The 24,467-nt window shown below is 62.1% G+C and carries 22 protein-coding genes; 11 read left to right on the forward strand and 11 right to left on the reverse strand.

Annotated elements, in window-relative coordinates; all coding sequences use genetic code 11:
* The first annotated feature begins 71 nt into the window (after window positions 1-71).
* Genes IEW00_RS08135 through IEW00_RS08150 form a run of 4 tightly spaced genes read left to right on the forward strand, consistent with a single transcriptional unit; the run spans window position 72 to window position 5,377 of the window.
* On the forward strand, window positions 72-797 hold the full coding sequence (locus IEW00_RS08135) for an ABC transporter ATP-binding protein (protein ID WP_188513918.1): 726 nt from the start codon (window positions 72-74) through the stop codon (window positions 795-797).
* Window positions 794-2,242, forward strand: a complete 1,449-nt coding sequence (locus tag IEW00_RS08140; RefSeq protein WP_188513919.1) for a DUF3526 domain-containing protein — start codon at window positions 794-796, stop codon at window positions 2,240-2,242. Before IEW00_RS08135 ends, IEW00_RS08140 begins: the two co-directional genes overlap by 4 nt.
* A complete protein-coding gene (locus IEW00_RS08145; protein WP_188513920.1) occupies window positions 2,239-3,507 on the forward strand; it encodes a DUF3526 domain-containing protein in 1,269 nt (422 codons plus the stop codon). The genes IEW00_RS08140 and IEW00_RS08145 overlap by 4 nt, the downstream gene beginning before the upstream one ends.
* On the forward strand, window positions 3,410-5,377 hold the full coding sequence (locus IEW00_RS08150) for a TonB-dependent siderophore receptor (RefSeq protein WP_188513921.1): 1,968 nt from the start codon (window positions 3,410-3,412) through the stop codon (window positions 5,375-5,377). Before IEW00_RS08145 ends, IEW00_RS08150 begins: the two co-directional genes overlap by 98 nt.
* Before the next feature lie 59 nt (window positions 5,378-5,436).
* Here IEW00_RS08150 and IEW00_RS08155 read toward each other — a convergent pair whose 3' ends face one another.
* The 3 genes from IEW00_RS08155 to IEW00_RS08165 are packed head-to-tail and all read right to left on the reverse strand — an operon-like array spanning window position 5,437 to window position 9,113.
* A complete protein-coding gene (locus IEW00_RS08155) occupies window positions 5,437-6,456 on the reverse strand; it encodes an ABC transporter ATP-binding protein (protein ID WP_188513922.1) in 1,020 nt (339 codons plus the stop codon).
* Window positions 6,457-6,486: 30 nt separating this feature from the next.
* Window positions 6,487-8,016, reverse strand: coding sequence for an ABC transporter permease (locus IEW00_RS08160; protein ID WP_188513923.1), 1,530 nt, complete (start codon window positions 8,014-8,016; stop codon window positions 6,487-6,489).
* Window positions 8,017-8,072: 56 nt separating this feature from the next.
* On the reverse strand, window positions 8,073-9,113 hold the full coding sequence (locus IEW00_RS08165; protein ID WP_229736904.1) for an extracellular solute-binding protein: 1,041 nt from the start codon (window positions 9,111-9,113) through the stop codon (window positions 8,073-8,075).
* A gap of 168 nt (window positions 9,114-9,281) precedes the next feature.
* Here IEW00_RS08165 and IEW00_RS08170 point away from each other — a divergent pair, with 168 nt between their 5' ends.
* A complete protein-coding gene (locus IEW00_RS08170) occupies window positions 9,282-11,525 on the forward strand; it encodes a TonB-dependent receptor family protein (RefSeq protein ID WP_188513925.1) in 2,244 nt (747 codons plus the stop codon).
* 78 nt (window positions 11,526-11,603) lie between these two features.
* Here IEW00_RS08170 and IEW00_RS08175 read toward each other — a convergent pair whose 3' ends face one another.
* On the reverse strand, window positions 11,604-12,269 hold the full coding sequence (locus IEW00_RS08175; protein ID WP_188513926.1) for a hypothetical protein: 666 nt from the start codon (window positions 12,267-12,269) through the stop codon (window positions 11,604-11,606).
* 177 nt (window positions 12,270-12,446) lie between these two features.
* Here IEW00_RS08175 and IEW00_RS08180 point away from each other — a divergent pair, with 177 nt between their 5' ends.
* Together IEW00_RS08180 and IEW00_RS08185 are read left to right on the forward strand one after the other, a co-directional pair.
* Window positions 12,447-13,121 (forward strand): response regulator transcription factor, encoded by a 675-nt coding sequence (locus IEW00_RS08180; protein ID WP_188513927.1) that lies wholly within the window; start codon window positions 12,447-12,449, stop codon window positions 13,119-13,121.
* Window positions 13,118-14,467, forward strand: coding sequence for a sensor histidine kinase (locus tag IEW00_RS08185; protein ID WP_188513928.1), 1,350 nt, complete (start codon window positions 13,118-13,120; stop codon window positions 14,465-14,467). The genes IEW00_RS08180 and IEW00_RS08185 overlap by 4 nt, the downstream gene beginning before the upstream one ends.
* A 27-nt stretch (window positions 14,468-14,494) precedes the next feature.
* On the opposite strand, the gene IEW00_RS08190 is transcribed toward IEW00_RS08185, so the two are convergent.
* On the reverse strand, window positions 14,495-14,938 hold the full coding sequence (locus IEW00_RS08190; RefSeq protein WP_188513929.1) for a GtrA family protein: 444 nt from the start codon (window positions 14,936-14,938) through the stop codon (window positions 14,495-14,497).
* A complete protein-coding gene (locus tag IEW00_RS08195) occupies window positions 14,913-15,905 on the reverse strand; it encodes a glycosyltransferase family 2 protein (RefSeq protein WP_188513930.1) in 993 nt (330 codons plus the stop codon). Before IEW00_RS08195 ends, IEW00_RS08190 begins: the two co-directional genes overlap by 26 nt.
* A gap of 141 nt (window positions 15,906-16,046) precedes the next feature.
* Between IEW00_RS08195 and IEW00_RS08200 the strand changes: the two genes are divergently transcribed.
* Complete coding sequence (locus IEW00_RS08200; RefSeq protein ID WP_188513931.1) at window positions 16,047-17,618, forward strand: ArnT family glycosyltransferase; 1,572 nt, start codon at window positions 16,047-16,049, stop codon at window positions 17,616-17,618.
* A gap of 82 nt (window positions 17,619-17,700) precedes the next feature.
* Window positions 17,701-18,375: a nitroreductase gene (locus tag IEW00_RS08205; RefSeq protein WP_188513932.1), complete on the forward strand. Its 675-nt coding sequence runs from the start codon at window positions 17,701-17,703 to the stop codon at window positions 18,373-18,375.
* Window positions 18,376-18,450: 75 nt separating this feature from the next.
* Here the strand turns inward: IEW00_RS08205 and IEW00_RS08210 are convergent, their stop codons facing one another.
* Window positions 18,451-18,879: a MerR family transcriptional regulator gene (locus IEW00_RS08210; protein ID WP_188513933.1), complete on the reverse strand. Its 429-nt coding sequence runs from the start codon at window positions 18,877-18,879 to the stop codon at window positions 18,451-18,453.
* A gap of 121 nt (window positions 18,880-19,000) precedes the next feature.
* Here IEW00_RS08210 and IEW00_RS08215 point away from each other — a divergent pair, with 121 nt between their 5' ends.
* Window positions 19,001-19,729: a MauE/DoxX family redox-associated membrane protein gene (locus tag IEW00_RS08215; RefSeq protein ID WP_188513934.1), complete on the forward strand. Its 729-nt coding sequence runs from the start codon at window positions 19,001-19,003 to the stop codon at window positions 19,727-19,729.
* Window positions 19,730-19,802: 73 nt separating this feature from the next.
* On the opposite strand, the gene copD is transcribed toward IEW00_RS08215, so the two are convergent.
* The 4 genes from copD to IEW00_RS08235 are packed head-to-tail and all read right to left on the reverse strand — an operon-like array spanning window position 19,803 to window position 24,021.
* The gene (gene copD / locus IEW00_RS08220; RefSeq protein ID WP_188513935.1) at window positions 19,803-20,726 is read right to left on the reverse strand and encodes a copper homeostasis membrane protein CopD; all 924 of its coding nucleotides are present in this window, start codon (window positions 20,724-20,726) and stop codon (window positions 19,803-19,805) included.
* 3 nt (window positions 20,727-20,729) lie between these two features.
* A complete protein-coding gene (gene copC, locus IEW00_RS08225) occupies window positions 20,730-21,119 on the reverse strand; it encodes a copper homeostasis periplasmic binding protein CopC (protein ID WP_188513936.1) in 390 nt (129 codons plus the stop codon).
* A gap of 17 nt (window positions 21,120-21,136) precedes the next feature.
* Entirely contained in the window at window positions 21,137-22,186 is a 1,050-nt protein-coding gene (locus IEW00_RS08230; protein WP_188513937.1) for a copper resistance protein B, read from the reverse strand.
* Window positions 22,183-24,021 carry a copper resistance system multicopper oxidase gene (locus tag IEW00_RS08235; RefSeq protein WP_188513938.1) on the reverse strand — a complete coding sequence of 613 codons (1,839 nt, stop codon included), beginning with the start codon at window positions 24,019-24,021 and terminating at the stop codon, window positions 22,183-22,185. Before IEW00_RS08235 ends, IEW00_RS08230 begins: the two co-directional genes overlap by 4 nt.
* 74 nt (window positions 24,022-24,095) lie before the next feature.
* Here IEW00_RS08235 and IEW00_RS08240 point away from each other — a divergent pair, with 74 nt between their 5' ends.
* Entirely contained in the window at window positions 24,096-24,368 is a 273-nt protein-coding gene (locus IEW00_RS08240) for a metal-sensitive transcriptional regulator (RefSeq protein WP_188514554.1), read from the forward strand.
* Window positions 24,369-24,467 lie beyond the last annotated feature (99 nt).

Here is a 24,467-nt window from a genome sequence, read left to right on the forward strand (position 1 = left end):
CAACTCGCAGCGGCCTTTGCGCGGGGTATGGGTCACTCCATCGAAGCGATGGAGCTTGAGTTTTGGAAAGGATGCAGGTGACCGATTTTACTCTGGCGGTTGAGAATTTGGTCGTCGATCGCGGAAACCGTCGAATTGTCGATGGGCTGTCATTGTCACTCGCGCCGGGTGAAATCTATGCGCTGCTGGGCGGCAATGGCGCAGGCAAATCGACCACGCTGTTTGCAATTTTGGGCTTTCTGCCCTTCTCGTCGGGCACGCTGACGGTGTGTGGGCACGATCCGCGCACCAAACCGGATGCGGTGCGAGCATCGGTTGCCTATCTTCCGGAAAACGTCGCGCTTTACGATCACCTGACCGCGCGCGAGAACGTCGAGTATTTTCTAAAGGTAGCAGACTGCCCCCGGTCGCGCGCGGACATCGAGCAGGCATTCGAGAGCGTGAGCCTGGCCGCGACCGCCTGGGACCAGCGCGCCGGGCGCTTTTCCAAGGGGATGCGGCAGAAGACCGCGATTGCGCTGGCGCTGCTGCGCCAGACGCCGCTGCTGCTGCTCGATGAGCCGACCTCGGGACTCGACCCGGCCGCTTCTGCCGATTTTCATGGCTTGCTCGAAGCACTGTCGGCGCGCGGCGTTTCGATCCTGATGGTGACGCACGACCTGCTCGGCGCGGCCGATACCGCCGACCGTATCGGGCTGATCGCGGGCGGGCGAATCGCCGATGAATGGCGCGCGCAGGAGAGCGGTCCGAGGTTCGACCTCAACATCCTGCACGACGGCTTTGCAGGCGTCAAATGAGGCTGGTCTGGACAATTGCCGGGGCTGAACTGCGGCTGATGCTGCGTTCGCGGCTGGCGCTGGTCGGCGTTGTTACCCTGCTGTTGCTGTCCGCCATCGCAGCGGTGACGTCTGCGGTCCAGATGGCCGAGACCGCACAGGCGCGCGCACAAGCGCAGATCGAAACCGACGAACAGTTCAAGGCGCAGCCGAACCGCCACCCGCACCGCATGGTGCATTACGGAACTTATGCGCTGCGCCCGGTGGGGCCGCTGGCCGCGTTCGATCCGGGCGTTGATTCCTTTACCGGTACCGTCGTGTTTCTTGAAGGGCACCGGCAGAACAGCGCGACCTTCGGTGCGGCGCGTGAATCGTCTGATCTGCTGCGCTTCGGGCAGCTTACCCCGGCGTTCGTGTTGCAGACGCTGGCGCCGTTGCTGCTGATCTTTCTGGGCTTTGCGGGCGTTGCGCGCGAGCGCGAGCGCGGCAGCCTGCGCGCTCTGGCGGCGCACGGCGCGAGCGCGCGCAGCATTCTGGGCGGCAAGGCGATGGCGCTGGGCGTTGTCGCGCTGCTGGCACTGGCACCTGCGCTGGTCGCGCTGGGCTGGGCCGCAGTGCGCCAGCCACACGAAGGCGGCATCGCGTTGGTCATTGCGCTGGCCTATGCCGGGTATCTCGCCGCATGGGTACTGGGGATCGTTGCGGTGTCAGGCATCGCGCGGACATCGCAAGGCGCGCTGATTGCGCTGATTGCTGCTTGGGCGCTGATCGTCGTGCTGGTTCCGCGCGCCGCCGCCGGCATCGCCGGAGTTGCCGATCCGCTGCCCAGCCGGGTCGATACCGAGCTTGCGATCGCAGCCGATCTGCGGCGCATCGGCGACAGCCACAACGCCAACGATCCGCATTTCGCCGCGTTCAAGACGAAGCTGCTCAAGCAGTACGGCGTCACCCGCACCGAGGACCTGCCGTTCAATTATCGTGGGGCTCTGGCGCAAGAGGGAGAGCGGATCACCTCGCAGCTGTTCAAGGACTATGCCGCGCGTGCCGATGTCATCCGCCAGCGCCAGTCGGGCTGGCTGGGCTGGGCAGGCGTGCTCAGCCCCGCGCTTTCGGTGCGCGATGCATCGATGGTCGGCGCGGCCACTGACCTGACGACTCACACCGCCTTCATGAACGCTGCCGAAGCCTATCGCTTCGATCTGGTGCAGAGGCTCAACGGGCTGCAGGCCACCGCGGTTTCCGGCACCGACGACGCCGCGCGCAGCAAGGATCCGCTCGCCGACCAGCGAACGCGCATCTCCGCCGATTTCTGGAAGACGATGCCTGAGTTTGAATTCAACGCACCCTCTGCTTCGGCCCGCATGACAGCAATGGTTCCATCGCTGCTGCTGCTCGGGCTGTGGATCGCATTGGCCTTTGGCGTGCTGGGTTGGGCCGCGCGACGTTTGGAAAGGCACGGCGCATGAATAACGTCATACGCGAAATGTGGATGCTCGGCCGCAACCGCGCCTCGCTCGCGGCGCTGGTCCTGCTGGCCGTGTTCGCCGCAGCGGGTGTGGCGATCGGCCTGGCCAATGTCGCGCGCGATTCTGCGATGATCGAGCGGATGCTCGCAGGGCAACCCGCCGAAGAGCAAGCCGTGGCAGGCTTTGTCGAGGACGCGGGCTATGGCGCCTATTACGGCTTCCAGCCGGTCTGGGACCCGCCCTCGGACCTTGCCTTTGCGGCGCTGGGCAACCGCGATATCGCGCCTGCGATCCTACGGGTGCGCTCGCTCTCGCTCGAAGCGCAGCTCTATGAAAACGAGAGCGCCAACCCTGAATTGTCGCTGGCCGGACGGTTCGATCTGGTGTTCATCACCATCTATATCGCGCCGTTGGTGCTGATCGCGCTGCTGCACGATGTGTGGTCTGGCGAGCGTGAGGCGGGGCGACTGTTCATGCTGTCTTCCTTGCCCGGAGCCCGACGGCGATTGTGGGCGGTGCGGATCGCGGTGCGGATCGCAGGCGTGCTTGCCGCGCTGCTGATCCCGTTTGCGGTGGGGGCCATTCTGGCAGGAACCGCGTTGCCCCGCATGCTTGCGTTCGGCGGGCTGATCATGCTCGCCTGCCTGTTCTGGTCGGTGGTCATCCTTCTGGTGGCGCGGCGCGGAGCAAGCTCGGTGGTCAATGCCGCGACTTTGGCCTCGATCTGGTTTGCGCTGACGCTCGTCGTTCCTGCCGCAGCCAATCTGGCGATCAACGCGTCGGTGCCGGTGCCCGATGGCGCGGAACTGGCGCGCGAGAACCGCGAGTTCGTCCATGGTGCTTGGGATCGTCCGCGCGAGCAGACGATGGACGCGTTCCTGGCGCTCTATCCCCAACATGCTGCGGGAAGCGCGCTGCCGCCGACCTTCCATTACAAATGGTATTTCGCCTTCCAGCACCTGGGCGATCTGCATGTTGCCGAACAGTCGCAAGCCTATCGTGATGGCATCGCGGGCCGGGCCGCTTATGCCCGCGCGGCGGGCTGGCTGCTTCCACCAGCGGGCATAGCCCAGGCCATGACCGCACTGGCGGGGACCGACGTCACCGCCCAGCTTGAATTTCAACAGCGCATCCGCGCCTACCATACGCGACTGCGTGAGTATTATTATGACTACCTGTTCAGTGAACGACCTTTCGACGTCTCGATTCTGGCAAACGTGCCGCGCTTCGATCCTGCTGACGACGGCGACGCTGGGGCTGACTGAGACTGCCCTCGCGCAGCGCGTATCGGATAACGCCGCCGCTGGTGCCGAGGATGCTTTCGGCACCAGCATCGGCAACGAGCGAGTCGGCCTGTATAGCGGCAACGACGTGCGCGGCTTTTCGCCGGTCACGGCCAACAACATCCGGCTCGAAGGCTTGTACTTCGACCGCCCGGCCTCGTTCACCGACCGGCTTGTGCAAAGCAATGCCGTGCGTGTCGGCCTGACGGCGCAAAACTATCTGTTCCCCGCGCCCACCGGCATCGTTGATTACAAGATCCGTCCGGCTGGTAATGATTTCGTGGTCAGCACGATGCTGGGGCTGAACAGCTGGGGCGGCGGTCGGCTCGAGATCGACACGCAGATCCCGGTGATCAGGGACAAGCTCAGCCTCGTGGCGGGAGTGGCGGGCTTCGTCGACGAGCTCGCCCCGGGCAACCAGTCGTTCTTCGGCTCCTATGCGCTCGCCGCGCGGTGGAAGCCGGTGGCGGGGGTCGAAGTCATCCCGTTCTGGAGCCGCATCGACCTGTACAACCGTGAGGCCGCACCGCTGTACACCCCCGAGGGCGCGTTCCTTCCGCCCAGGGTCGAGCGCCGCCGCTTTCCGGGGCCGGAATGGGCCGACCAGCGCAACACGGTGCAGCATTATGGCGGCCTGACCAAGGCCAGCTTCGGCCAGCAATGGCAGATTGCTGCAGGCTTGTTCCGCTCGACATCCGACAGCGCCACCAACTTTGCGCAGAACTTCACCGCGATGCGCGAGGACGGCACCGCTATCCGCCGCGTCACCAGCGACCCGCCGCTATCGCTTGCCGGAACCAGCGGTGAGCTGCGGATCAGCCGCAGCTTTGCCGATGGTCCGCGCCGCCATACGCTGCACGCGGCTGTGCGGGGTCGCGAGCGGGTCAGCCGCTATGGCGGCGGTGCGGCGATATCCTTCGACCGTGCGCCGGTCGAACAGCTGCTCGATATCCCTGCGCCGGATTTCAGCTTCGGGCTGCAGACCGATGAGCAGGTGCGACAGGCGATCGCTGGTATCGCCTATGACGGGCGCTGGCTGGGTGTCGGGGGCTTAAGCGTCGGCCTGCAACACACCTGGTACCGCAAGCGCGTCGACCGCCCCGCCACCGCGCTCGCCCGGACCGACGATGAGGCATGGCTCCCCAATGTCACTGCCTCTTTCGATGTGACGCCGCGACTGGCCCTGTATGGCGGCTATACCCGTGGGCTCGAGGAAAGTGGTATTGCGCCCGATAGCGCAGCCAACCGGACCGAGGCTCTGCCTGCAATCCTGACGTCGCAAATCGATGGCGGGCTGCGGTGGAAGGCACCGGGCGGGATCAGCGTCGTCGCCGGACTGTTCGATGTGCGCAAACCCTATTTTGCGGCGGACGAAGCTAATGTCTTTCGCGAACTCGGCGATGTGCGGCATCGGGGCGTCGAGCTATCGGCGGCTGGTCCGCTGTTGCCACGGCTGACCGTGGTGGCCGGAGCAGTCCTGATGCAGCCGCGCGTAACCGGCGAGGGGGTAACCCTGGGCCGGGTCGGGCGGCGTCCGCTGGGTCAGCCCTCGCAGCTGCTGACGCTGGCGACGCAATACGCGCTGCCCGGTGTCGAGGGGGTTCAGCTCACACTCAATGTCACCCATCGCGGGACCCGCGCCGCAGACACACGCAATCTGGTGACGCTGCCTGCGCGCACGATTGTCGATGCAGGCGTGCGCTGGCGGCTCGACCTTGGCGACAATCCCGCGCTGCTGCGCGTCCAGTTGCAGAACCTGACCAACGCCTATGATCTGGCACTGGTGGGAAGCGGCAGCTATCAGGTCAATGCCCCGCGCCAGCTGACGATGTTTCTCACCGTCGATTTCTAGCGTGTAAAACCGCATCGCATCGCGACGGGCCCGAAGGACCGAGTTTCACGCGGAATACTCTAGTCTGGCGGGCAGGGGAGAAAACGGGGGAGCGCTATGTCCGGGTGAAGCTGGAGATGGATTACCTGCCCCGCGGCCAGCTCTGCCGGGCGGGTTTGAATTGCGAATTCTTCTGCATCGCGCGCAACCGCGACGACTGTCTCGCGCCCGAACCTGCGCGCTGAAAGGACCGTGACCGGCATCCCCTCATCTGCCAGGATGACATCTTTCGGGCGGACGATCAGCAAGGCATTGCCATCGGTCTGTCCGGGCGCGGGCAGGACGCCGAAAGGCGTGTCTGCGAACTGATCCTTGATGTGCGCCGGAAGACAGATTGCCTCGCCAAGCAGTTGCGCGGCGGTCAGCGATACCGGATTGTCGTAGCACTCGGAAGGGGCGCCGGTTTGCAGGACCCGGCCGTCCGCCATCAAGATCAGGTCATCGGCAATCGTCATGGCCTCTTCCGGATCGTGCGTAACCACCAGCACCGTAGTGCCGACATCGCGCAGGTCGGCCATGAGCGCCTGCCGGATCGTGGCCCGCAAATGGCCATCCAGATTGGAGAACGGTTCGTCCAGCAGCAGCAGAACGGGTTTACGCGCCAGCGCCCGTGCGATGGCAACCCTCTGCTGCTCACCGCCCGACAAGGTGTGCGGCCATTCGGCTGCCAGATGCCCGATATGAAACCGCGCGAGCAATTCCTGCACCAACGCATTGCGCGCGTCAGGTTTGAGCGACTGAATGCCAAACCCCACGTTATCGCGCACATTCAGGTGCGGAAACAATGCATTGTCCTGAAACACCAGCCCGATGCCGCGCTGCTCCGGCGCGACCAGCACGCCGGGAGCCGAGACGACATCGTGATGGATGGTGATACTGCCGCCATCAACCGGTTCGAGCCCGGCAATCATCCGCAGGATCGTGCTTTTGCCGCAACCCGATGGACCCAGCAGGCAGGTGATCCGCCCGGGATGCAAGGCAAAGCCGGCCTTTTTGACCACCTCGCGCGCAGCGTAACGGCGCGAGACATCTCGCAACATCAGAATCGGTTCAATATTCACAGGCCGTTCTTAGGTGCCGGGTCGTGCCAGCGCAATTCGTCGTGTCAGCCAGATCACGGTTGGCAGCGACAATGCCAGGATGAGCAAGGAGGGCGGTCCAGCCTGGCTCAAGCGCTCATCGATCGCGAAATTGTTGGCGAGCACGGCCAGTGTATCGAAATTGAACGGGCGCAGGATCAATGTCGCCGGTAGCTCCTTGAGGATGTCCACAAACACGATCAGGCCTGCAGTGAGCATAGCGCCGCGCGCAACCGGCAGATCGACCGCGATTGACGCTGCGGTTTCAGTCCGTCCAAGCGTGCGCGCTGCAAAGATCATCGAGGGAGTAACCCTGGCAAGCCCGGCGTCGATAGGTTCGAGCGCAGCCGCCATCAACCGCGCGGAATAGGCCAGCAACAGCAGGACGATCGCAACCGCTGCCCCCGAGCCGGGGGTAATCGTCCAGATCACACCGGCGGGCGCAAGCAGACCGATGGCCATCACGGCACCCGGGGTTGCATAGCCAAGGCTGGCAAGCCTTGCGACGAAGGGCAGCCGCCGGGTACCCAGCGCCAGCATCGTCGCCAGCAATACCGTCAATGCAGCACCGGCTGCGCCAAGCAACGCGCTGTTCTGCATCGCGTGCGCCAACCGGCCCCAGTCGGGCGAGCTGGCGCCCAGGTTCCAGATCAGCCATCCAATCGGCAGCAGCAGCCCGGCCGTCAGCAGACAGCTGCAATAGAAAGTCGCCAGCCAGCCGGCAGCATGGCCAAGCGGTTGTATCTCGATTTCGCGCCAGCGGCTGCGCCCGGTTTCATGCGACCGGCCTTTGCGGGAGGCGCGTTCGAGCCACATCAGAACAGCCGCGGTGGCAAGCAGCGGCAGCGCAAAACGCGCCGCACTTACCGTCGATCCATAGACTGACCATGCGCGCACGATGCCTGTGGTCAGCGTCTGCACGCTCAGGAACTGGACTGCGCCATAGTCGGCAAGCACTTCCATCACTGCCAGTGCCACACCGGCGACCAAAGCCGGCCTCGCCATGGGCAACGCCACCCGCCACAGCGTCTGACGCCCCCTGCAGCCCAGCATTGCGGCAGCTTCGAGCACATTGACCGACTGGTTGATAAAGGCGCTGCGCATCGCAAGGTACACATAGGGATAGAACGCTGCCGAAAGCACAAACGCTGCTCCGCCTGTGCTGCGCATCGAAAATCCGGGGTCGAAGCCCAAAGCATCACGAAAGTAGGTGCGCAATGGCCCGGCCACATCGAACAGATCGGCATAGCTGTATGCAAGCGCAAAAGCCGGGACGGCCAGCGGCAGTGCCAGCGACCAGGCAAAGAATTGCCGGCCGGGGAAGCGGTGCATAGCCACGAGCCAGGCCGCGATCGTTCCGGTGATGGCGGTCAATACCCCCACGACCAGAGCAAGGCCTGCAGACGTCATGGCATAGCGCGCGATATCGCGCCCGGCGATGTCAGCGGTATCCTGCCCCAGCGCCGCGATCGCCACGCCCGCCAAAGGCAGCATCACGATGAAACCGGCAAACGCCGCCATTCCCGAAAGAGGAGACAGCGTCAGCCGTTTTGTCGGGTTCAGTACTCCAGCGGTACTCAGCGCCAGCTCGCTGCGCTCATCATCGACTGCGCTTCAGGTTGCCGCGCGGCGAACGCTGCCACACCCATCGGATGCGGCGTGAAGTTCGAATAGCCATCGACCGGAGGCGGTGCCTCGACGTCGCTTGACGCGGGATATTCGTTGTTGTTGGCAGCAATGTGCTTTTGCGAATCAGCAGAGGCGAAGAACTCGAGCAATTTGATCGCGTTGGCACGGTTGGGAGCGTGTCTGGCTACACCGCCGCCCGAAATGTTGATGTGCGTACCCTGACCATCGAGACTGGGAAAGCCGAGCGCGACCTTCTGAGTCACGGCCTTGTCATCTGCATCATCACCGCTGGCCATGCGGATGTAGTAATAGCTGTTGGTCAGTGCCACCTCGCAGACACCGGCGCCGACGGCGCGGATCTGATCGCGGTCGCCGCCTTCAGGCGGGCGCGCCATGTTGGCGACGATACCACGCACCCATTGGGTGGCGCGCTCGGGGCCCCATGCCTCGGCCAGAGCGCCGACCAGCGAAAGGTTGTAGACGCTGTCGGAGGAGCGCACGCAGATTTTGCCCTTGAAGCGAGGTCCTGCAAGCTTGGCATAATCGTCGATCTCGGCAGGCTTGACCTTGGCGGTGTCGTAAGCGACGACGCGCGCGCGGCGCATGAAACCGTACCATTGCCCCCCAGGATCACGAAGATTGGCCGGAATGCGATCGGTCAAGGTGGCCGATTCGACCGGTTGGAACAGGTCTGCCTGCTGCGCTCGCCACAGGGCTCCGGCATCGGCAGCGATGAACAGATCGGCCGGGCTGTTGGCACCTTCGCTGGTCATGCGGGCGACCAGCTCGTCCGGCTTGCCCTCCATCAGGTTGATCTTGATCCCGGTTTCGCGGGTAAAGCGGTCATACAAAGCCTGATCACTGTCATAATGGCGGGCAGTGTAGAGGTTGACGACCTGTTCGCCGTCCCCGGCGTTGCTGCTTTCTCCGCTACAGCCAGCAAGAGCCGCAACCGCGGCCAGAACAGTAAAACCCAGATAGACGCGCAATGCCGTTTCCTTCTGATTGTCAGCCCGCCGCGCGCGGCGCGCCGGAACTGTCCTGTGGCTATGCGATGACACCGCTGAAGGCAAGTCTGCGAATGATTCTTAATGCGTCTTGCGACTGTGTCTTATCTGCATTATGGGCCAGCCATAAAGTGAGAGGGACAGTTCATAATGCGTTTTCTTAGCGGAATCAGTTTTTCAGCTCTGGTGGCAGTCATCGCAACGCCGGCAGTCGCCAGCGAAGCAGAGGCAGGTCAAAACCCGGCGCTCGATCTGATCACCGTGACCGCATCGCGCCAAGGCACCTTGGATATCGGTGGTTCCGTACAGCGGCTCGAAATCGAGGATCTTGAAACTTTTGCTTATGGTGATGTGAACCGCATCCTGCGCCAGATACCCGGCGTGTTCCTTCAGGAAGAAGACGGCTTCGGGCTTCGGCCCAACATCGGCATCCGCGGCTCAGGAACCGATCGCAGCGCCCGCGTGACCATCATGGAAGATGGCATTCTCAAGGCTCCTGCTCCCTACTCGGCACCCGCAATCTACTATTTCCCCCGGATGGCGCGGATTTACGGCATCGAGGTGGCCAAGGGCCCCGCCGCGATCAAGTATGGCCCAGCGACCGTAGGCGGGGCGATCAATTTCTTTGCGACCCCGATCCCCGATGTCGACGCCGGTGAAGTGGCGGCCAGCTTTACTGCGCTGGCCGGCAATTATGGCGGTCAGCGGCTTCATGGCTGGGTTGGCGGCTGGTCTGGCCTGGCGTCAGGCATTGAAATGGGTGCCTTTGCTGAGGGCGTCTACGAGCATTCCAACGGCTTCAAAACGATCGATATCGGCGGTGACACCGGCTTCGAGATTGTCGATACCACGCTGCGCTTTGGGCTGCGTACCACCGACCGGCGTCACTCGCTGGAATTCAAGTTTCAGCGGAACAACGAACGCAGCGATGAAACCTATCTGGGGATCACGCTGGCCGATTTCGCGGTCGATCCGAACCGGCGCTATAATGCCAGCCAGCGTGATGTGATGAACGTTGCGCATGAGACCTTCCAGCTGACTCATTCGAGCAAGATCGGTTCCGATGTGACGCTGACCACCATCGCCTATCGCACCGATACGGCGCGATCGTGGTACAAGCTGAACGATGTCCGCAATGCAGCCAATACCGGCTGGAGCAGCCTTGCCGACGTGCTCGCCAATCCGACCGCCAATCCGTTGCAATTTGCCGATCTTGTCGGAGCCGAAGGCTTTACCGGGCGCCCCGGCGCGCTGCGGGTTCGCAACAACAACCGCGTGTATCAATCCACGGGCATCCAGTCGGTGATCAGCGGCAATTTCGACACTGGTCCGTTGCGCCACGCGCTGGAGGTTTCGGCGCGTTATCACGAAGACTCCGAGGACCGTTTTCAGCAGGATGATCGCTACCAGATCGTCAACGGCCGTATGGTGCTGACCACGCCCGGTGCTCCGGGCAGCCAGGATAACCGCATCGGCGATGCCAAGGCCTGGGCGTTCTTCGTCCGCGATACCATCGATTTCGGGGCGATCACCCTGGTGCCTGGCCTGCGGTACGAAACCATCGATCTGCGCCAGACGCGCTTTGCGTTGGGTGACAGTGTGCGCGCAATACCGACAGCGGTCGCCGAGCGCAATGTCGACGTGTTCATCCCCGGCGTTTCGGCGGTGTGGCGGCTTGGCGATGATCTGCGCTTGATCGCAGGCGCGCACCGCGGGTTCGCATCGCCCACGCCGGGCTCGGACGTCAGCATCGAGACATCGTGGAACTATGAAGCGGGACTGAAGTTCGGCCGTGGCCCAGTGCGGATGGAGGTCATCGGGTTCTTCAACGATTATTCCAACCTCGTCGGGTCGTGCACCGCTTCGACCGGGGGCAACTGCGACATCGGGGAGCAGTTCGAAGGCGGCAAGGTCGACGTCAAGGGCGTCGAAGTACTCGCCGGAACAACCTTCGGCAACTCCGCAGACGGCGGCATCTCGGTGCCTGTGGCGTTGGTGTACACGTTTACCGATGCCCGCTTCCAATCGAACTTCGTCAGCGGTTACGAACCCTGGGGTGCGGTATCGATCGATGACCGGCTGCCTTATCAGCCGAAGCATCAGCTGACATTGAATGCCGGCATCGAAACCGGGCGTGCCAGGTTCAACGCGACGATGAACTGGGTCAGCCGTGCACGTGCAACCGCAGGGCAGGGGGCGATCGCAGCAAATGACCGCATCGATGCGCGCACTGTGGTCGATGTATCGGCCGAGTTCGACCTGCTCGAGAACCTGTCGCTGTTTGGCAGTGTCCAAAACGTGTTCGACGAAACTTACAACGCAGGCTTCTCACCCTCCGGAGCACGTCCAGGCGCACCGCGGCTGTGGCTTGTGGGCCTGCGTTCACGGATCTGATGCCGCAAAGGGCGGGCTGGAGAAGAAAATGTCGGCTTCTTTTGACCGAAGGCGGCCGGGCTAAAACTACGCCGACTCTCAGAACTCCTTGATCAGCCGGGCGCCGGCGCGCGGACGCCAGGGTTCGCCGCTATGGCGAGCCGCCCCAAGCCCCGCTTGCAAACTCAGGCCTCGCGCGAGGTGAAATTGTGCCTGTGGCATCACCAGCGTGAAATCATCGCCACCGCGCCGCGTATTGATCTCCACCCCCAGATGTGACTGGGGAGTGAGGCTGTAGAATGTCGTATGGTTGACAATCAGGTTTCGGTTGCTGGGTCCGGAGAAGGTCACGTCACCGAACCCGACCATGCTCAGCGTGCTCCAGCGATCATCGAACCGGAAGCCGGCAATGTAGACCAGCGTGCTTTCCCAACGCCGGTCGCCCCTGTTGTACAAACCCAGATATTGTATCCCGTGAATCCCGCGCCCGCCTGCAAAAGTTCCGATCGTGCCTTGCAGGCCCATTTTGTAATCGGTCACGGAAAGCCCTTCGATTGGCAGTTCGAGTTCAATTGCTAACCCATCTGCCACGGCATATTCGATCTCCGGTGCCCATTCGACCGCCCGGTCCGGCCCTGAAAGGTTTTGTTGCACGAGCGTATTGATTTCCAGTTCGCCGCGTTTGGCTCCAAGCGGTCGGACCATGTCGAACACCAACGGTTCGGGCACATTTGGAATGTCCTGGGCGATGACGGGTGCGGTCATGCCTATCGCCGACCCCAGCATTGCAGCCCATCGACCATAGCGATGGAGATGGGCTATGGCAGGTTTCGTGATTGTCCCGGATAGGAAGGACAGTGTTCGCAGGGGGCTTGGTGGTGTTTTCATGCGGGCGCGGTTGCCAGAATCCCGCTTACCGTTGCCTTACAGGGAGAGCCTGATTTGCGATTGCTGATGGTGGAGGATCATGACGAACTCGCGGCGCTGGTGCATGCACGGTTGTCCGTGGCCGGCTTCACCGCCGATCGTTTTGGCACCCAAGAGCTTGGGCGACTGGCATTGGATGCGGGGTCATATGATGCGCTGATACTCGATCTTGGACTACCCGACGGTGACGGGCTCGAGCTGCTGCAATGGCTGCGATCGCGCGGAAGTACAATTCCGGTCCTCGTCCTGACGGCGCGGTCGGCCATTGCCGACAGGGTGACCGGCTTGGCAGCAGGTGCCGATGATTACCTCGTAAAACCGTTCTCAGCCGATGAACTCATTGCGCGGATCGAAGCGTTGTTGAGGCGCAGCAGCGCGAAATACGATGCCACGCTGCAATGCGGTGCCATCGCCTGGGACCGTCGCACGCGGTCCGCGCACATCGACGGCCACCCTTTGGCTATGACACCGCGAGAGACGGAACTGATGGAGCTGCTGATTACCGATGCTGGCAAAGTGGTGCGGAAATCGAAGATTGAGACGTGCTTTTTCGGCTTGGGCGAAGATTTTTCGTCGAATGCGGTAGAAGTTTCCATCCACCGGCTGCGCAGACGCCTTGAGGTTGCCAATGCTGGCGTTGAGATCGTGACAATGCGGGGGCTGGGCTATCTGTTGAGAGTTGCCACATGATGGTCCGGCGTCAGTCTCTGCTTGCGCGCATCCTGGTTTGGCATGGGCTGGCGATGGTGGTGGTTGCCGTGCTGGCGGCAGGGAGTGTCGCATGGCTGCTGGACACGACCAGCACCCGCCTGCAGCATCAGACGCTCAACGCCTACGCCGTCATGATCGACGAAGGGCTGCGACCCAATGGCGATGGTTGGCGGCTGGATATTGAAAATCGCATGGCGGTGTTGGGGGGTGGTTCAAGCTTCTCGTTCGGCGTATCCGATGGCTCCAAGGTGAGCCCGATTGCTGGCCTGCCAGCACCCTTAGCCGGTATTGGTTCGGTGGCGAGCCAACAGCCGCGTTACTTTCACCGCCTGGTGGGATCGGTCCAGTTGTCCGGCGTGGTGTGGCCTTCTCAGAAATCGCCAGCCAGATGGATTGTCGTTGTGCAAAACCTCGATGACCCGGCGGTCTTTTTTGATGACGTCAACACCGGGGTGGCCATAGTAGCGACCCTCGCGATCGCAGCTTTGCTTACCCTGTTGATGGCAATCGATGTGGTCATCGTCCGGCGCAGCCTGGCCCCCGTCGCGCGCGCATCCCAGGCCATGGCGGATCTGTTGCCACATGACCTCACGAGCAGAATTGCAACGTCCGGGCTGCCGATCGAAGTTTTGCCGCTTGTTGAAGGTGCCAACGTTGCATTTGAACGACTGGCGACAGCCTATGCAAACGAGCGCGATTTTCTCGCCGATGCGGCCCATGCCCTGCGAACACCGCTGGCCGTGTTGCAACTGCGGGTCGACGATGTGACCGACCCGGCGATGCGGTCGGCGATGGCGGCGCAGGTCGTGCATCTTCGCCGGATCGTGGATGGTTTGCTGACCCTCGCAGAGATTGACAGCACGGCTCCGCCGGCACCTGCGCTGGTGGATTTATCATCGCTCGCCAGCGATCGCGCGGCAGAGATTGCACCTTTGGCATTGTCGAAAGGTCAGACGATCATTGTTGACGCCGCACAGCCTCTCGCGGTCTACACCCTGGCGGACAATGCGACCAAAGCGCTCGATGTTTTGCTGGAAAACGCCGTCAGACACACGCCGTCAGGAACATCCATCGTCGTTGCGACAAAGCCGGGCCAGATCATCGTTTCAGATAGCGGCCCGGGGGTCGATCTAAGCGACGTCGAGCGGCTCTTTGCGCGGTTTCAACGCGGTACAGCCGGTACGGAAGGCTCCGGGCTTGGACTATCGGTTGCCGAACGCTTGATGAAACAGGCTGGCGGGACCATCGCGTTCGAAAACCTTCCCGAAGCCGGCAGCAGATTTACCTTGGTCTTTTCTGATCTGTCCACCCAGATTGAACCCTGACTATTTGGCTGGCAGCGGATTTTAGGATCACTCGTTGCGATCGCCATCGCGTGCTGGGGTGTCGGCAAACACCCAGTATTTGTTGATCAGATAGGTCATCGCAGGGACTAGCACCACGGCAGCGGCGAACCCGATCTGATAATGGACCTGCGCCACATCGACAGCCAATTTCATGATCGCGACGTTGGCGAGCAAACCGAACACAGCACTCAACGCGAACCGCAAGAACTTGGCTGGACTGTGCTGCCTGACCTTGAAGACCCACAGCGCCTGGCCGGCATAGGTCACTGCGACCGCGCACAGGAAGGCAATGGCGGTCCCGACCGTGGGAGAAAACTGCCCTCGGTTTACCAAGACAAACAGCGTCAGACCGTGCACGGCCGTCGCGGTGACACCGACAATTCCAAAGCGGACGATCTGCCCGACGGGTAGAGCTGCAACCGGGTTATTCTGCTGCACGAACAGCGTCACGGGGTACAAACTGACCGTCCGCACGGTCCTGGGAAGGCGGAAACCCGGCGGTGTCCTTGACCAGATAGATCGGCCGCTGCTTCGTCTCCATATACATCCGACCCAGATATTCTCCGATAATGCCCAGCGACATCAACTGTACGGCACCCAGCACCAGAATGACGACCATCAGCGATGCATAACCCGGCACATCGCGACCGAAGATCAGCGTCTGGGCCACGATGACCGCAGTGTAGATCAGCGCGATCAGCGCGACACTGCCCCCCACATACGTCCAGATCTTGAGCGGTGCAGTCGAAAAGCTGGTAATGCCGTCCAGCGCAAAATTCCACAGCTTCCAGTAGTTGAATTTGGTGGTTCCGGCCACCCGCGCCGGGCGCTCGTAGGGGACGGCGATCGAGCGGAATCCGACCCAGGCAAACAGTCCCTTCATGAACCGGTTGCGCTCGCGCAGGACAAGCGTCGCATCGACTGCCGCCCGGCTCATCAGCCGGAAATCGCCTGCGTTTGCATCGATCGGGTGGCCTGAAATGCTATTGAAAACGCGGTAGAACAGCCCCGCAGTCACGCGCTTTGTACCGGTATCGGACCGCCGCTCGACCCGCTGGCCAAAGGCGATGTCATAGCCCTCGCGCCACCGTGCCACCATTTCGCACAGCAGCGACGGGGGGTCCTGCAAATCCACATCCATCGGCACCACTGCGGCCCCGGTCGAGAAGTCCAGGCCGGCCGTCAGCGCCGCTTCCTTGCCGAAGTTGCGGCTCAAGCGGATCAGCCTGATATGCGGGTCGTTGCGCTGCAGTCCACACACGATATCCGCCGTGGCATCGGTGCTGCCATCATCGATAAAGATAATCTCGTAGCGCAAACCGAGACTTTCGACGATCGGAGTGACGGCATCGACAAAACAGGCAACCGATTCTTGCTCGTTCAAGACAGGTACGACAATGGAAAGGTCGACGGTCATTAATTCTGTCCAAACAGTCTTTCAACACGCTCGCAGTGCGTACCTTGTCTTCGCGCGGTGAGATTGCAATCCCGTTAACTTTACTGAGCTATTGGACGCCAACAGCGGCCATAGGCACGCAGATCGCAAGGGGCACCGAGCATGACGGAAACCTTTCAGACCCGGAACAACGACCATAGCGCGAAAACCGCGCTGATCGACCGTCCCGTTTTCTGGTACGGCTTGATGCTTCTGCTGCTGCTGATCACGCAGCTCGGCGCAATAGAGCAAGAAGTCATCGACTGGGATGAAAGCACCTTCATCCTGATGGGGGCGGACGTAGCGGCCGGCAATCTTCCGTATGTCGAAATGTACGATGTCAAACCGCCGATGATGTTTATCTTTCTGGGCAGCATTATCGCGCTGTTCGGCAAGAGCCTGCTGGCGATCAGGCTGTTTGGCGACCTGTGCATTCTGGCAGCGGCGCTCGCCTGCTTCGTACTGGCGCGCAGCCGAACAGATGTTCGATCTGCGGGCATGGCCACGTTGCTGCTCGTCGCGATGGCGAGCAATGAGTTTGCGCAACACACCAGTACGGAGTTGCCAGCGATCGCGCTGCTGATGTGGTCGCTGGTGCTGACCATATTGCGGCCAGCCAGCCTTTGGGCGGCAGCGGGAAGCGGTTTGCTGGTTTCGCTGGCGATCCTGACGCGCAGCAATCTTGCACCCATGGCGATCATGCTAGGCGTGTATTATCTGATCGAAGGCATGGCCCGGACAAGCCAGATGCCCCGCTCGGCAGTCCTCGTATTTGCCGCTGCCGGGTTATTGCCACCGGCAGTTATCGTGGCAGTTTACGGATGGGCGGGGCAGCTGGATCTGCTGATCCTGTCGGTTGTCGATGTGCCGCTGGCCTATGCGACCGGGCAGTTGTCGATGCTGGGCACGCTGCAAGCCCACATTTCGCAATACGTCGTCGCCACCACAATTGCGCCAGCAATCTTCATTTCGTTCACGCTGGCCGTGATCGGCGGATTGGCGGCATCGTTGGTCTCGATCAAGAGCCAGCCTGGTGAGACCGAGGTAAAGCGCTTCGACCTGCTGCTTTGGGTGATGCTGCTGGCCGTGATGCTATCGGTGCTGAGCGGTGGGGCGGCCTATGCGCATTACTGGATGCAACTCATTCCCTTGCTAGCAGTGTTCGCGGCGATCGGGCTCCATGCGCTCGGATCCCACAGCGCGACAGGCCTGTGGGTCTCGAGCGGTGTGACGCTCGTTGCGGTCAGTGCAGCCATATTGATGACGGGGGAGTCGGTGCTGCGGGTTGTGGCCGATCCGGCATCGGTCCGGCAGCAGCATCACATCTTGATTGCGGCCGAGCGGATCAGAGAGGAAACCCGGGGTCGCACACCGGCCATCTGGGCGGTGCACAATCACCTGATCCATTGGTATCTGGACGCGCCCCTGCCATCTCCAATCGCCACCCACCCTGACAACATCGTTCGCGTCCCGATCATCCAGACGATGGCTGCGGCAGGCTATGTCCCGGCGAACGAGACCATGCGGATATGGCAGTCAAAACCTGAGTTCGTGGTGGTCGATGCCAACCGCTCGATTGCCTATTTGACCGTGCATGGATTCGATCTGCCGGAGTATCTCAGCACGCACTACCGGCTACTGGTGCAGGAAGGGAGCGTGATGGTTTACCGGCGTCAGCCCCAGACGGGCGGCTGAATGATGTGCTGTGGTGCGGATGCGGGCTGTTAACCGCAGCCAAGTTCGTTCATCACGATGGCCAACGTTCAAAGGAGCTTGCATGCAATTTGATGAGGTCGTTTTGGGTCGGCGCAGTATTCGCGGATACAAGCCCGATGCTGTGCCACAGGCACTGATCGCAGAAATCCTGGGTCTGGCGATGCGCGCACCATCTTCGATGAACACCCAGCCGTGGAATTTCTACGTCATCACCGGCGAGCCATTGGACCGGATCCGGCGAGGCAATACCGAACGGATGCTGGCCGGGGTGCCGCAGTCGCGCGAATTCCGCACCGGGGAGGCATTTGCCGGAGCGCATCGCGACCGACAGATTGGCGTTGCCAAGCAACTGTTTTCCGCGATGGGGATCGCACGCGAAGACGCCGCGGCGCGGCAGGACTGGGTTCTGCGTGGCTTTCGCCAGTTTGATGCACCGGTGTGCATCATCATCACCTATGACCGTGCGGTGGATGGCAGCGATGATACGCCCTTCGATTGCGGAGCGGTTGCAACTGCGCTGGTCACTGCGGCCTGGTCGCGGGGTCTTGGAACCGTAATCAACAGCCAAGGGATCATGCAATCGCCGGTGGTGCGTGAACACGCCGGAATAGCGGATGATCAGGTAATCATGAAGAGCATCGCGCTGGGTTGGCCGGACGACACGTTCCCAGCAAACGCGGTGGTTTCGACGCGCAAGTCCGTCGAGGAAGCGGCTGTGTTTGTTGGGTTCGATTGAGGTTTGGATCGAATTTCGTCGGTTGACCGCGTGAGATTGCCGGTTTCCAAGGCAGCTTTCTAAGATGCCATCTCGCTAGGGTCTGCCCGGGATATGCCCCGGCGGCTCGAATGCGGTGATGATCGGGCAGGGCTCCGACGATGTGCTGGTGCATGCATCGGCGAGCCGGGCCAGCGCAGCCCGCGCACGCTGCAATGCGGCCAGCTTGTCGTCGAGCGCAGCAATCCGCGCGTTGGCCAAGGTGAGCGCCCTGGCCCGGTCCCTGGTCGCATCCAGCTCCAGCAGTTCGCGGATTTCCTCAAGCGTGAACCCCGCCGCCTGGGCCGAACGGATGAAGCGCAGGCGGCTGAGATCATTGCTGCCATAGCGCCGCATCCCGCCAGAGCGGTCGGGCTCGGACAACAGCCCGCGCCGCTGATAATAGCGCACGGTCTCGACACCCACATCGCCAGCTGCCGCTAGCTTCCCGATGGTCAATATATTCAAGCCTTGACTCCGTACCATGATACGGAACCTATATAGGCTGGGTGACGTTATCTGCAACGAAGGAACACCCATGACACAAGCCGCATTATCACGCGCCGGTCGGTACGCAGCGGGCGCGAAAACCGCCATAGTCCATCGCATGGTCATGCCAAAACACATCTGCCCTTATGGGCTCAAGGCGCTCGATCTGCTGAAGCGCAAGGGCTACACCATTGAAGACCGCTGGCTGACCACCCGCGAGGAAACCGACGCGTTCAAGGCGCAACATGGCGTCCAGACGACCCCGCAGATTTTCATCGACGGCGCGCGCATCGGGGGGCACGACGACCTTCGGCGCTACTTGGGCCTTACCGTTGCCGATCCCAAAGCAACATCCTATCAACCCGTGATCGTGCTTTTTGCCATGACAGGGCTCATGGCATTGGCGGCGAGTTACGCAATCTATGGCTCGCCTTTCACCATTCGGGCGGGCGAGTGGTTCATTGCCTTCAGCATGTGCGTTCTGGCGATGCTGAAGCTCCAGAACGTCGACAAGTTCGCGACGATGTTTCTGAATTACGATCTGCTCGCGCAGCGTTGGGTGCCGTATGGCCGCATCTACCCGTTCGCAGAAGGGCTGGCGGGGGTGCTGATGGTGGCAGGCGCGCTCAACTGGATATCCATTCCACTTGCGCTGTTCATCGGTGGCATCGGTGCTGTGTCAGTTTTCAAGGCGGTCTATATCGACAAGCGCGACATCAAATGTGCCTGTGTCGGCGGGGACAGCAACGTTCCGCTCGGCTTCGTCTCTCTCACCGAAAACGTGATGATGGTCGCGATGGCACTGTGGATGCTGCTGGGCGTGGGCGCGATGGGGGCTGCGATATAAGCCACCAGGCCGTCTAAGAACGTTCGCCAAAGCCGGAATGGCTGGCGCCTTCGTAGGGCTTTAGCCGTGGTTTTCATCCCATGGGCGAAGCGAGCCCTGCGAGGGCGACGAGCCCCACGACAAAGGTCGCCAGCAACAGTTCGACAGCCAGGCTGGCCCTGAGCGCCCTGAGTGAACCATCGCTTCCAACCGCTGCCTCTTCCCGGACGCCGCGGTCGGACCTGACGAGGCCCGCGTTCCGGGCGGCACACATCACCATGATTGCGACGAGCAGCGCCTTGCCTGCAAGCAACACACCATATGGCGTACCCAGCACCTTCAAGCTTTTTTCTAGTCCGAAGATGAAATGGGCATTGAGCACCCCGGTTACGACGACGATGCTAACCAGGGTGATCCCCAAAGGCGCAAAGCCTTCCATCGCAACTCGCAATCGTTCGGATCGCGCGCGGTCGGGGTGGCGGTGTGCCGCAAACACCAGTGTTGTGAACCAGCAGATTGCACCGATCCAGAGCCCTGCAGCCAAAAGGTGCAGACCATCATTCAAGCGATGCACCAGTCCGAGCGCGCCTTCGGTCGCGGCTGCGTGACCATTCCAGGCGAGGGTCGATAGCGCTAGCCCGTAACCAGATGCCGCCGCGATGTGCCGTGGCACCATGGGCTTGATGGACAGCAACGCTGCCAAAGCGAGCATCAGCAACCCGGTTCGGACCAAAAAGGCCCAGCCAGGCTGGGTCGAGAATACCATGGACTTGATGGTTTCCAGCTCCAGCTCGGAAAGCGGCTGGCCCATCATGGCGGCGATGCCGACTAGCATGACCGCCAGCGAGATCACCGGAGCGGCCATCGCCGCGATGGCGATTGGACGCAGACGCATCGTGCTGGTGTTCCCGACCAGCTCTCGCAGCCTATAGGCGTGAAATGCGGTTGCCCCGAACAGCCCGAGCAAAGCGGCATATTGCGCGAAACGCAGCGCCGGGTGCAACCAGTCGGTGGGCATCGATCAGCTGACGTTAAAGCTGACCTTGCCTGTCATGCGGTGGCCGTCTGCCCCGGCGGCTTGCCAGCGGACATCATAGCTACCCGCGCGCAACGGCTGGCGCAGCATCAGGGTCAGCGTCTTGTTGCCGTCGGACCAGCTGGAGGTGAAGTTGCGGATGACCATCTCGCCGTGGTTCTTCACGCCTGGCATGGCGGTCATGACGATGCTGGTCGCGACGGTCGGCGGCAGCAGGGCTTCGCTGAAGGTCAGCCTGACCTGCTTGGGCCTGGCCACGGTCGTGCCTTGCGCGGGCGTGGAGGCGACCACCTTGGTGTGCGCCATGACAATCGAAGGCAGGGCGAGGGTGACGACGCCGGCGGCGATGTAAGCGAGGATTGAGCGAATGCGCATGATGTTGTCCTTGATGTTCAGAACCACAGACGGATGCCGACGACATAATTGGTGACGCTGGTGTCCTCGCCTGCGGCCCGCGCGAAATCGGCGCTGCCGCCGGCGCGCCAAGTCTGCTCTACGCCGATATACGGCGCGATCTCGCGAATGATTTCGTAGCGCAATCGCACCCCGACCTCGAAGCTGTCGATACCTGCACCGATTCCCAGTTGCGGAATATCCTGCGCCGATAGATTCAGCTCGGCACGTGGCTGGATAAGGATGCTCTGCGTGATCCGCTGATCCAACTCCGCCTCCAGTCGCGCGGTGATGTCGCCGCGATGCGACAGGAACAGCGCGGTATCGACTTCGAACATGTACGGCACCAGACCCTGGATACCGATGACGGCATGCGTGGTGTCGGGCCCGGCCAAATCTTGACGGATTCCCGCCTGCAGATCGAAGAACGGGGCGATCGCGCGCGAGTACAATGCCTGGACCTCGAGATCCTCGATGCGCTGGCCGAAGCTGCCTTCGCCCTCGCTCTTCATCCAGAACCTCTCGGTCGTGCCGCCATAATAACCCTGCAGGTCCCACAGATAGCCATCGGCGCCATCGCGCATCTGCAGCTCGGCGCGATCAGCCTGGAACCAGAACAGGTTGTAATCGCCATGCGTTTTCTGGAGATCTGCCCGCGAGGCCCGCATCGCGTTCGCGCCCCAGATCGCGTCAGCCGCGCGCGGAGGGCCGCTGCCGGCTTCCGGTGGCGGCGGCGTCTCCATTTCGGGACCGGGCGATGATGGAGCATCGGCGGCGGTACCATGATCCATCGTGCTGTGGTCCATGCCATCCATCGCTTTGGGTTCAGCGGCTGGCTGATCGGTAGCAGGCATAGCGTGCCCGGCATGCGGGTCGGCGGCCTTCGGAGCGGGCATTTTATGCCCCGCATGCGGATCGGCAGCTTGCGGAGCGGGCATCTGATGCCCGGCATGCGGGTCCGGCTCGGCCGGGTGCGCGCTGTGATCCTGCGCCGCTAGGGGTGCAGCGAACGTGACCAGTGCCAGCGCGGCCAGGGTCACGCGCGTCAAGACGCTGCCTCCGGACCAACAACCGTGACCGTCTGCATCATCCCGCCGTGCATGTGATACAGCAGGTGGCAGTGGAAGGCCCAGTCGCCGGGCTCGTTGGCGGTCAGGTCGAACTGCGCGCTGGCGCCCGGCTGGACGATCATCGTGTTCTTGCGCGGTTGCAGTGCGGCAGGCTGTCCGTTGACCATCTCGAAGAACATGCCGTGCAGATGGATCGGGTGCGCCATCATCGTGTTGTTCACCAGCTTTACCCGCACCCGTTCGTTCCAGGCAAAGCGGATCGGCACATCGCTGACCGCCGAATACATCCGGCCGTCGAACGACCACATATAGCGTTCCATATTGCCGGTGAGGTGCAGTTCCAGCAACCGGGTGGGCTCGCGGGCATCCGTGTTGGCATCGCGCGCAACCAGCATCCGGTAGTTCAGCACGCGGTGCTCGACATCGCGCAGGCCAAGCCCGGGGTCTCCCATCCTGTCGACCGGCGCCATCGAGACCATGTCGATCCCCGGACCGATCGCGACATCGGGCGGGAGCAGCGACGTATCGCGCATCTTCATTCCGTCCATGCTCATGCTGGCGGAGGCATCGCTTCCGGTTTCGGGCTTGGTGCCGTGGTTCATCGACCCATGGCCCATGGCTCCATGATCCATGGCCCCGTGATCCATGCCGCCATGATCCATGCCGCCATCACCATGGTTCATTCCCATGTCGGCCATCGTCAGCAGCGGCGGATCGCGCAGTGCGGGAACATCGGCGCGCAGCCCCGGCGCGCTTGCCAGCGTCGCCAGTGCCATGCCTGAACGGTCCATCGATTCGGCAACGATGCTGTAGGCAGGCGCCGATCCCGGCTCGACGATCACGTCATAGGTCTCGGCCGCACCGATCTGCAACTCGTCAACCTCGACCGGCCGCACCGGCTGGCCGTCGGTGGCGATCACGCTCATCGCCAGGCCCGGAATGCGGATGTTGAAGAAGCTTTGCGCCGCGCCGTTGATGATCCGCAGCCGGACACGCTCGCCGGGCTTGAACAGATATTCCATCCCCCCATTCGGCCCGCGCCCGTTGGCGAGGAAGGTATAGGTCTTGCCGCCGATGTCGGCAATGTCGGTGGGCATCATCCGCATCTGCGCCCACATCCGGCGTTCTTCGGCGGACATCGGGTAATCGTCGGTCCAGGTGTTCTGCTGGCGGTTGAAATAGCCCTCTCCGGTGCGCAGCCGGTTCATGATAAAATGCGGGTCGAGCGTGGTGAAATCGCTGACCAGCAAGATGTAGTCACGATCGACCGGGATCGGCTCTCCGCCGCGCGGTTCGATGATCATCGGCCCGTAATGGCCCGACTGCTCCTGCAGCCCTGAATGGCTGTGATACCAATAGGTGCCCGCCTGGCGGATCGGGAACTCGTAGACGAAGGTTTCGCCGGGCTTGATGCCGGGAAAGCTGATCCCCGGAACGCCGTCATACTGGAACGGCAGCAACAGCCCATGCCAGTGCACCGAGCTGTCCACGGACAGATTGTTGGTGACGTTCAATCGGACATCCTGCCCCTCGGTCAGCCGAATCAGCGGCCCGGGCACGCTGCCATTGACCGCGATGCCCGGGCCACGCTTGCCCTGCACGATGCGATGGCCACTGCCGATCGACAGATCGATCACCGGCCCGCGCACCTCGTCAAAGCCTGCAGGTATCCGTGGGCCGCCCCGGCTTTGCCCACCACCGTGCATGTTGTGTCCCTGCGCCCAGGCGGGCACCGCCAGCATGGATGCGCCCAAACCGACCCCTCCAAGGCCAAGGCCGCTCAAAACCGATCGTCTGGAAAACCTGTCGTGCATACCTATTGCAAATCCTTTGCTCAGCAAATAGTATACCCCCCTCTGGTATTACAAGCGGAAAGGTTCGCGTGAACATGGCCAAGGATCGCACCGCTATCCTCAATCGCCTGCGCCGGATCGAGGGGCAAGTGCGCGGAGTCTCGCAGATGGTAAGCGATGACCGCTATTGCATCGATATTCTGCATCAGATTCAGGCCATCAAGGCAGCGCTTTCCAAAGCCGAAAGCGAGGTTCTGAAGGATCATGCTGCCTGCTGCGTCTCCGATGCGATTGCCTCGGGGGATGCAGCCGAGCAGCGGACGAAGTTCAACGAGCTGATCGACCTGTTCGAAAAATTGAAGCGATGAGGGCTTGGCTGAAGCCATGCTCCCCATGCCCTCTGACGGCGGCAATGATTGCACCGCCCGCCCAATAAAACGGACTGTACTTGCACCCGCTCCGCAATG

Origin of the sequence: Blastomonas aquatica, from assembly GCF_014639875.1 — a bacterium.
Classification (GTDB): Bacteria; Pseudomonadota; Alphaproteobacteria; order Sphingomonadales; family Sphingomonadaceae; genus Blastomonas; species Blastomonas aquatica.

Bases quoted from the DNA above. Each gene is read 5' to 3' on its own strand.
- IEW00_RS08235 (WP_188513938.1), bottom strand. From the start codon at position 24,021: ATGCACGACAGGTTTTCCAGACGATCGGTTTTGAGCGGCCTTGGCCTT.
- IEW00_RS08170 (WP_188513925.1), top strand. From the start codon at position 9,282: ATGCGTTTTCTTAGCGGAATCAGTTTTTCAGCTCTGGTGGCAGTCATC.
- IEW00_RS08240 (WP_188514554.1), top strand. From the start codon at position 24,096: ATGGCCAAGGATCGCACCGCTATCCTCAATCGCCTGCGCCGGATCGAG.
- IEW00_RS08205 (WP_188513932.1), top strand. From the start codon at position 17,701: ATGCAATTTGATGAGGTCGTTTTGGGTCGGCGCAGTATTCGCGGATAC.
- IEW00_RS08160 (WP_188513923.1), bottom strand. From the start codon at position 8,016: ATGGCGGCGTTTGCCGGTTTCATCGTGATGCTGCCTTTGGCGGGCGTG.
- IEW00_RS08135 (WP_188513918.1), top strand. From the start codon at position 72: ATGCAGGTGACCGATTTTACTCTGGCGGTTGAGAATTTGGTCGTCGAT.
- IEW00_RS08200 (WP_188513931.1), top strand. From the start codon at position 16,047: ATGACGGAAACCTTTCAGACCCGGAACAACGACCATAGCGCGAAAACC.
- IEW00_RS08175 (WP_188513926.1), bottom strand. From the start codon at position 12,269: ATGACCGCACCCGTCATCGCCCAGGACATTCCAAATGTGCCCGAACCG.
- copD (WP_188513935.1), bottom strand. From the start codon at position 20,726: ATGCCCACCGACTGGTTGCACCCGGCGCTGCGTTTCGCGCAATATGCC.
- IEW00_RS08215 (WP_188513934.1), top strand. From the start codon at position 19,001: ATGGTCATGCCAAAACACATCTGCCCTTATGGGCTCAAGGCGCTCGAT.
- IEW00_RS08185 (WP_188513928.1), top strand. From the start codon at position 13,118: ATGATGGTCCGGCGTCAGTCTCTGCTTGCGCGCATCCTGGTTTGGCAT.
- IEW00_RS08150 (WP_188513921.1), top strand. From the start codon at position 3,410: ATGACTACCTGTTCAGTGAACGACCTTTCGACGTCTCGATTCTGGCAA.
- IEW00_RS08195 (WP_188513930.1), bottom strand. From the start codon at position 15,905: ATGACCGTCGACCTTTCCATTGTCGTACCTGTCTTGAACGAGCAAGAA.
- copC (WP_188513936.1), bottom strand. From the start codon at position 21,119: ATGCGCATTCGCTCAATCCTCGCTTACATCGCCGCCGGCGTCGTCACC.
- IEW00_RS08140 (WP_188513919.1), top strand. From the start codon at position 794: ATGAGGCTGGTCTGGACAATTGCCGGGGCTGAACTGCGGCTGATGCTG.
- IEW00_RS08145 (WP_188513920.1), top strand. From the start codon at position 2,239: ATGAATAACGTCATACGCGAAATGTGGATGCTCGGCCGCAACCGCGCC.
- IEW00_RS08155 (WP_188513922.1), bottom strand. From the start codon at position 6,456: ATGTTGCGAGATGTCTCGCGCCGTTACGCTGCGCGCGAGGTGGTCAAA.
- IEW00_RS08210 (WP_188513933.1), bottom strand. From the start codon at position 18,879: ATGGTACGGAGTCAAGGCTTGAATATATTGACCATCGGGAAGCTAGCG.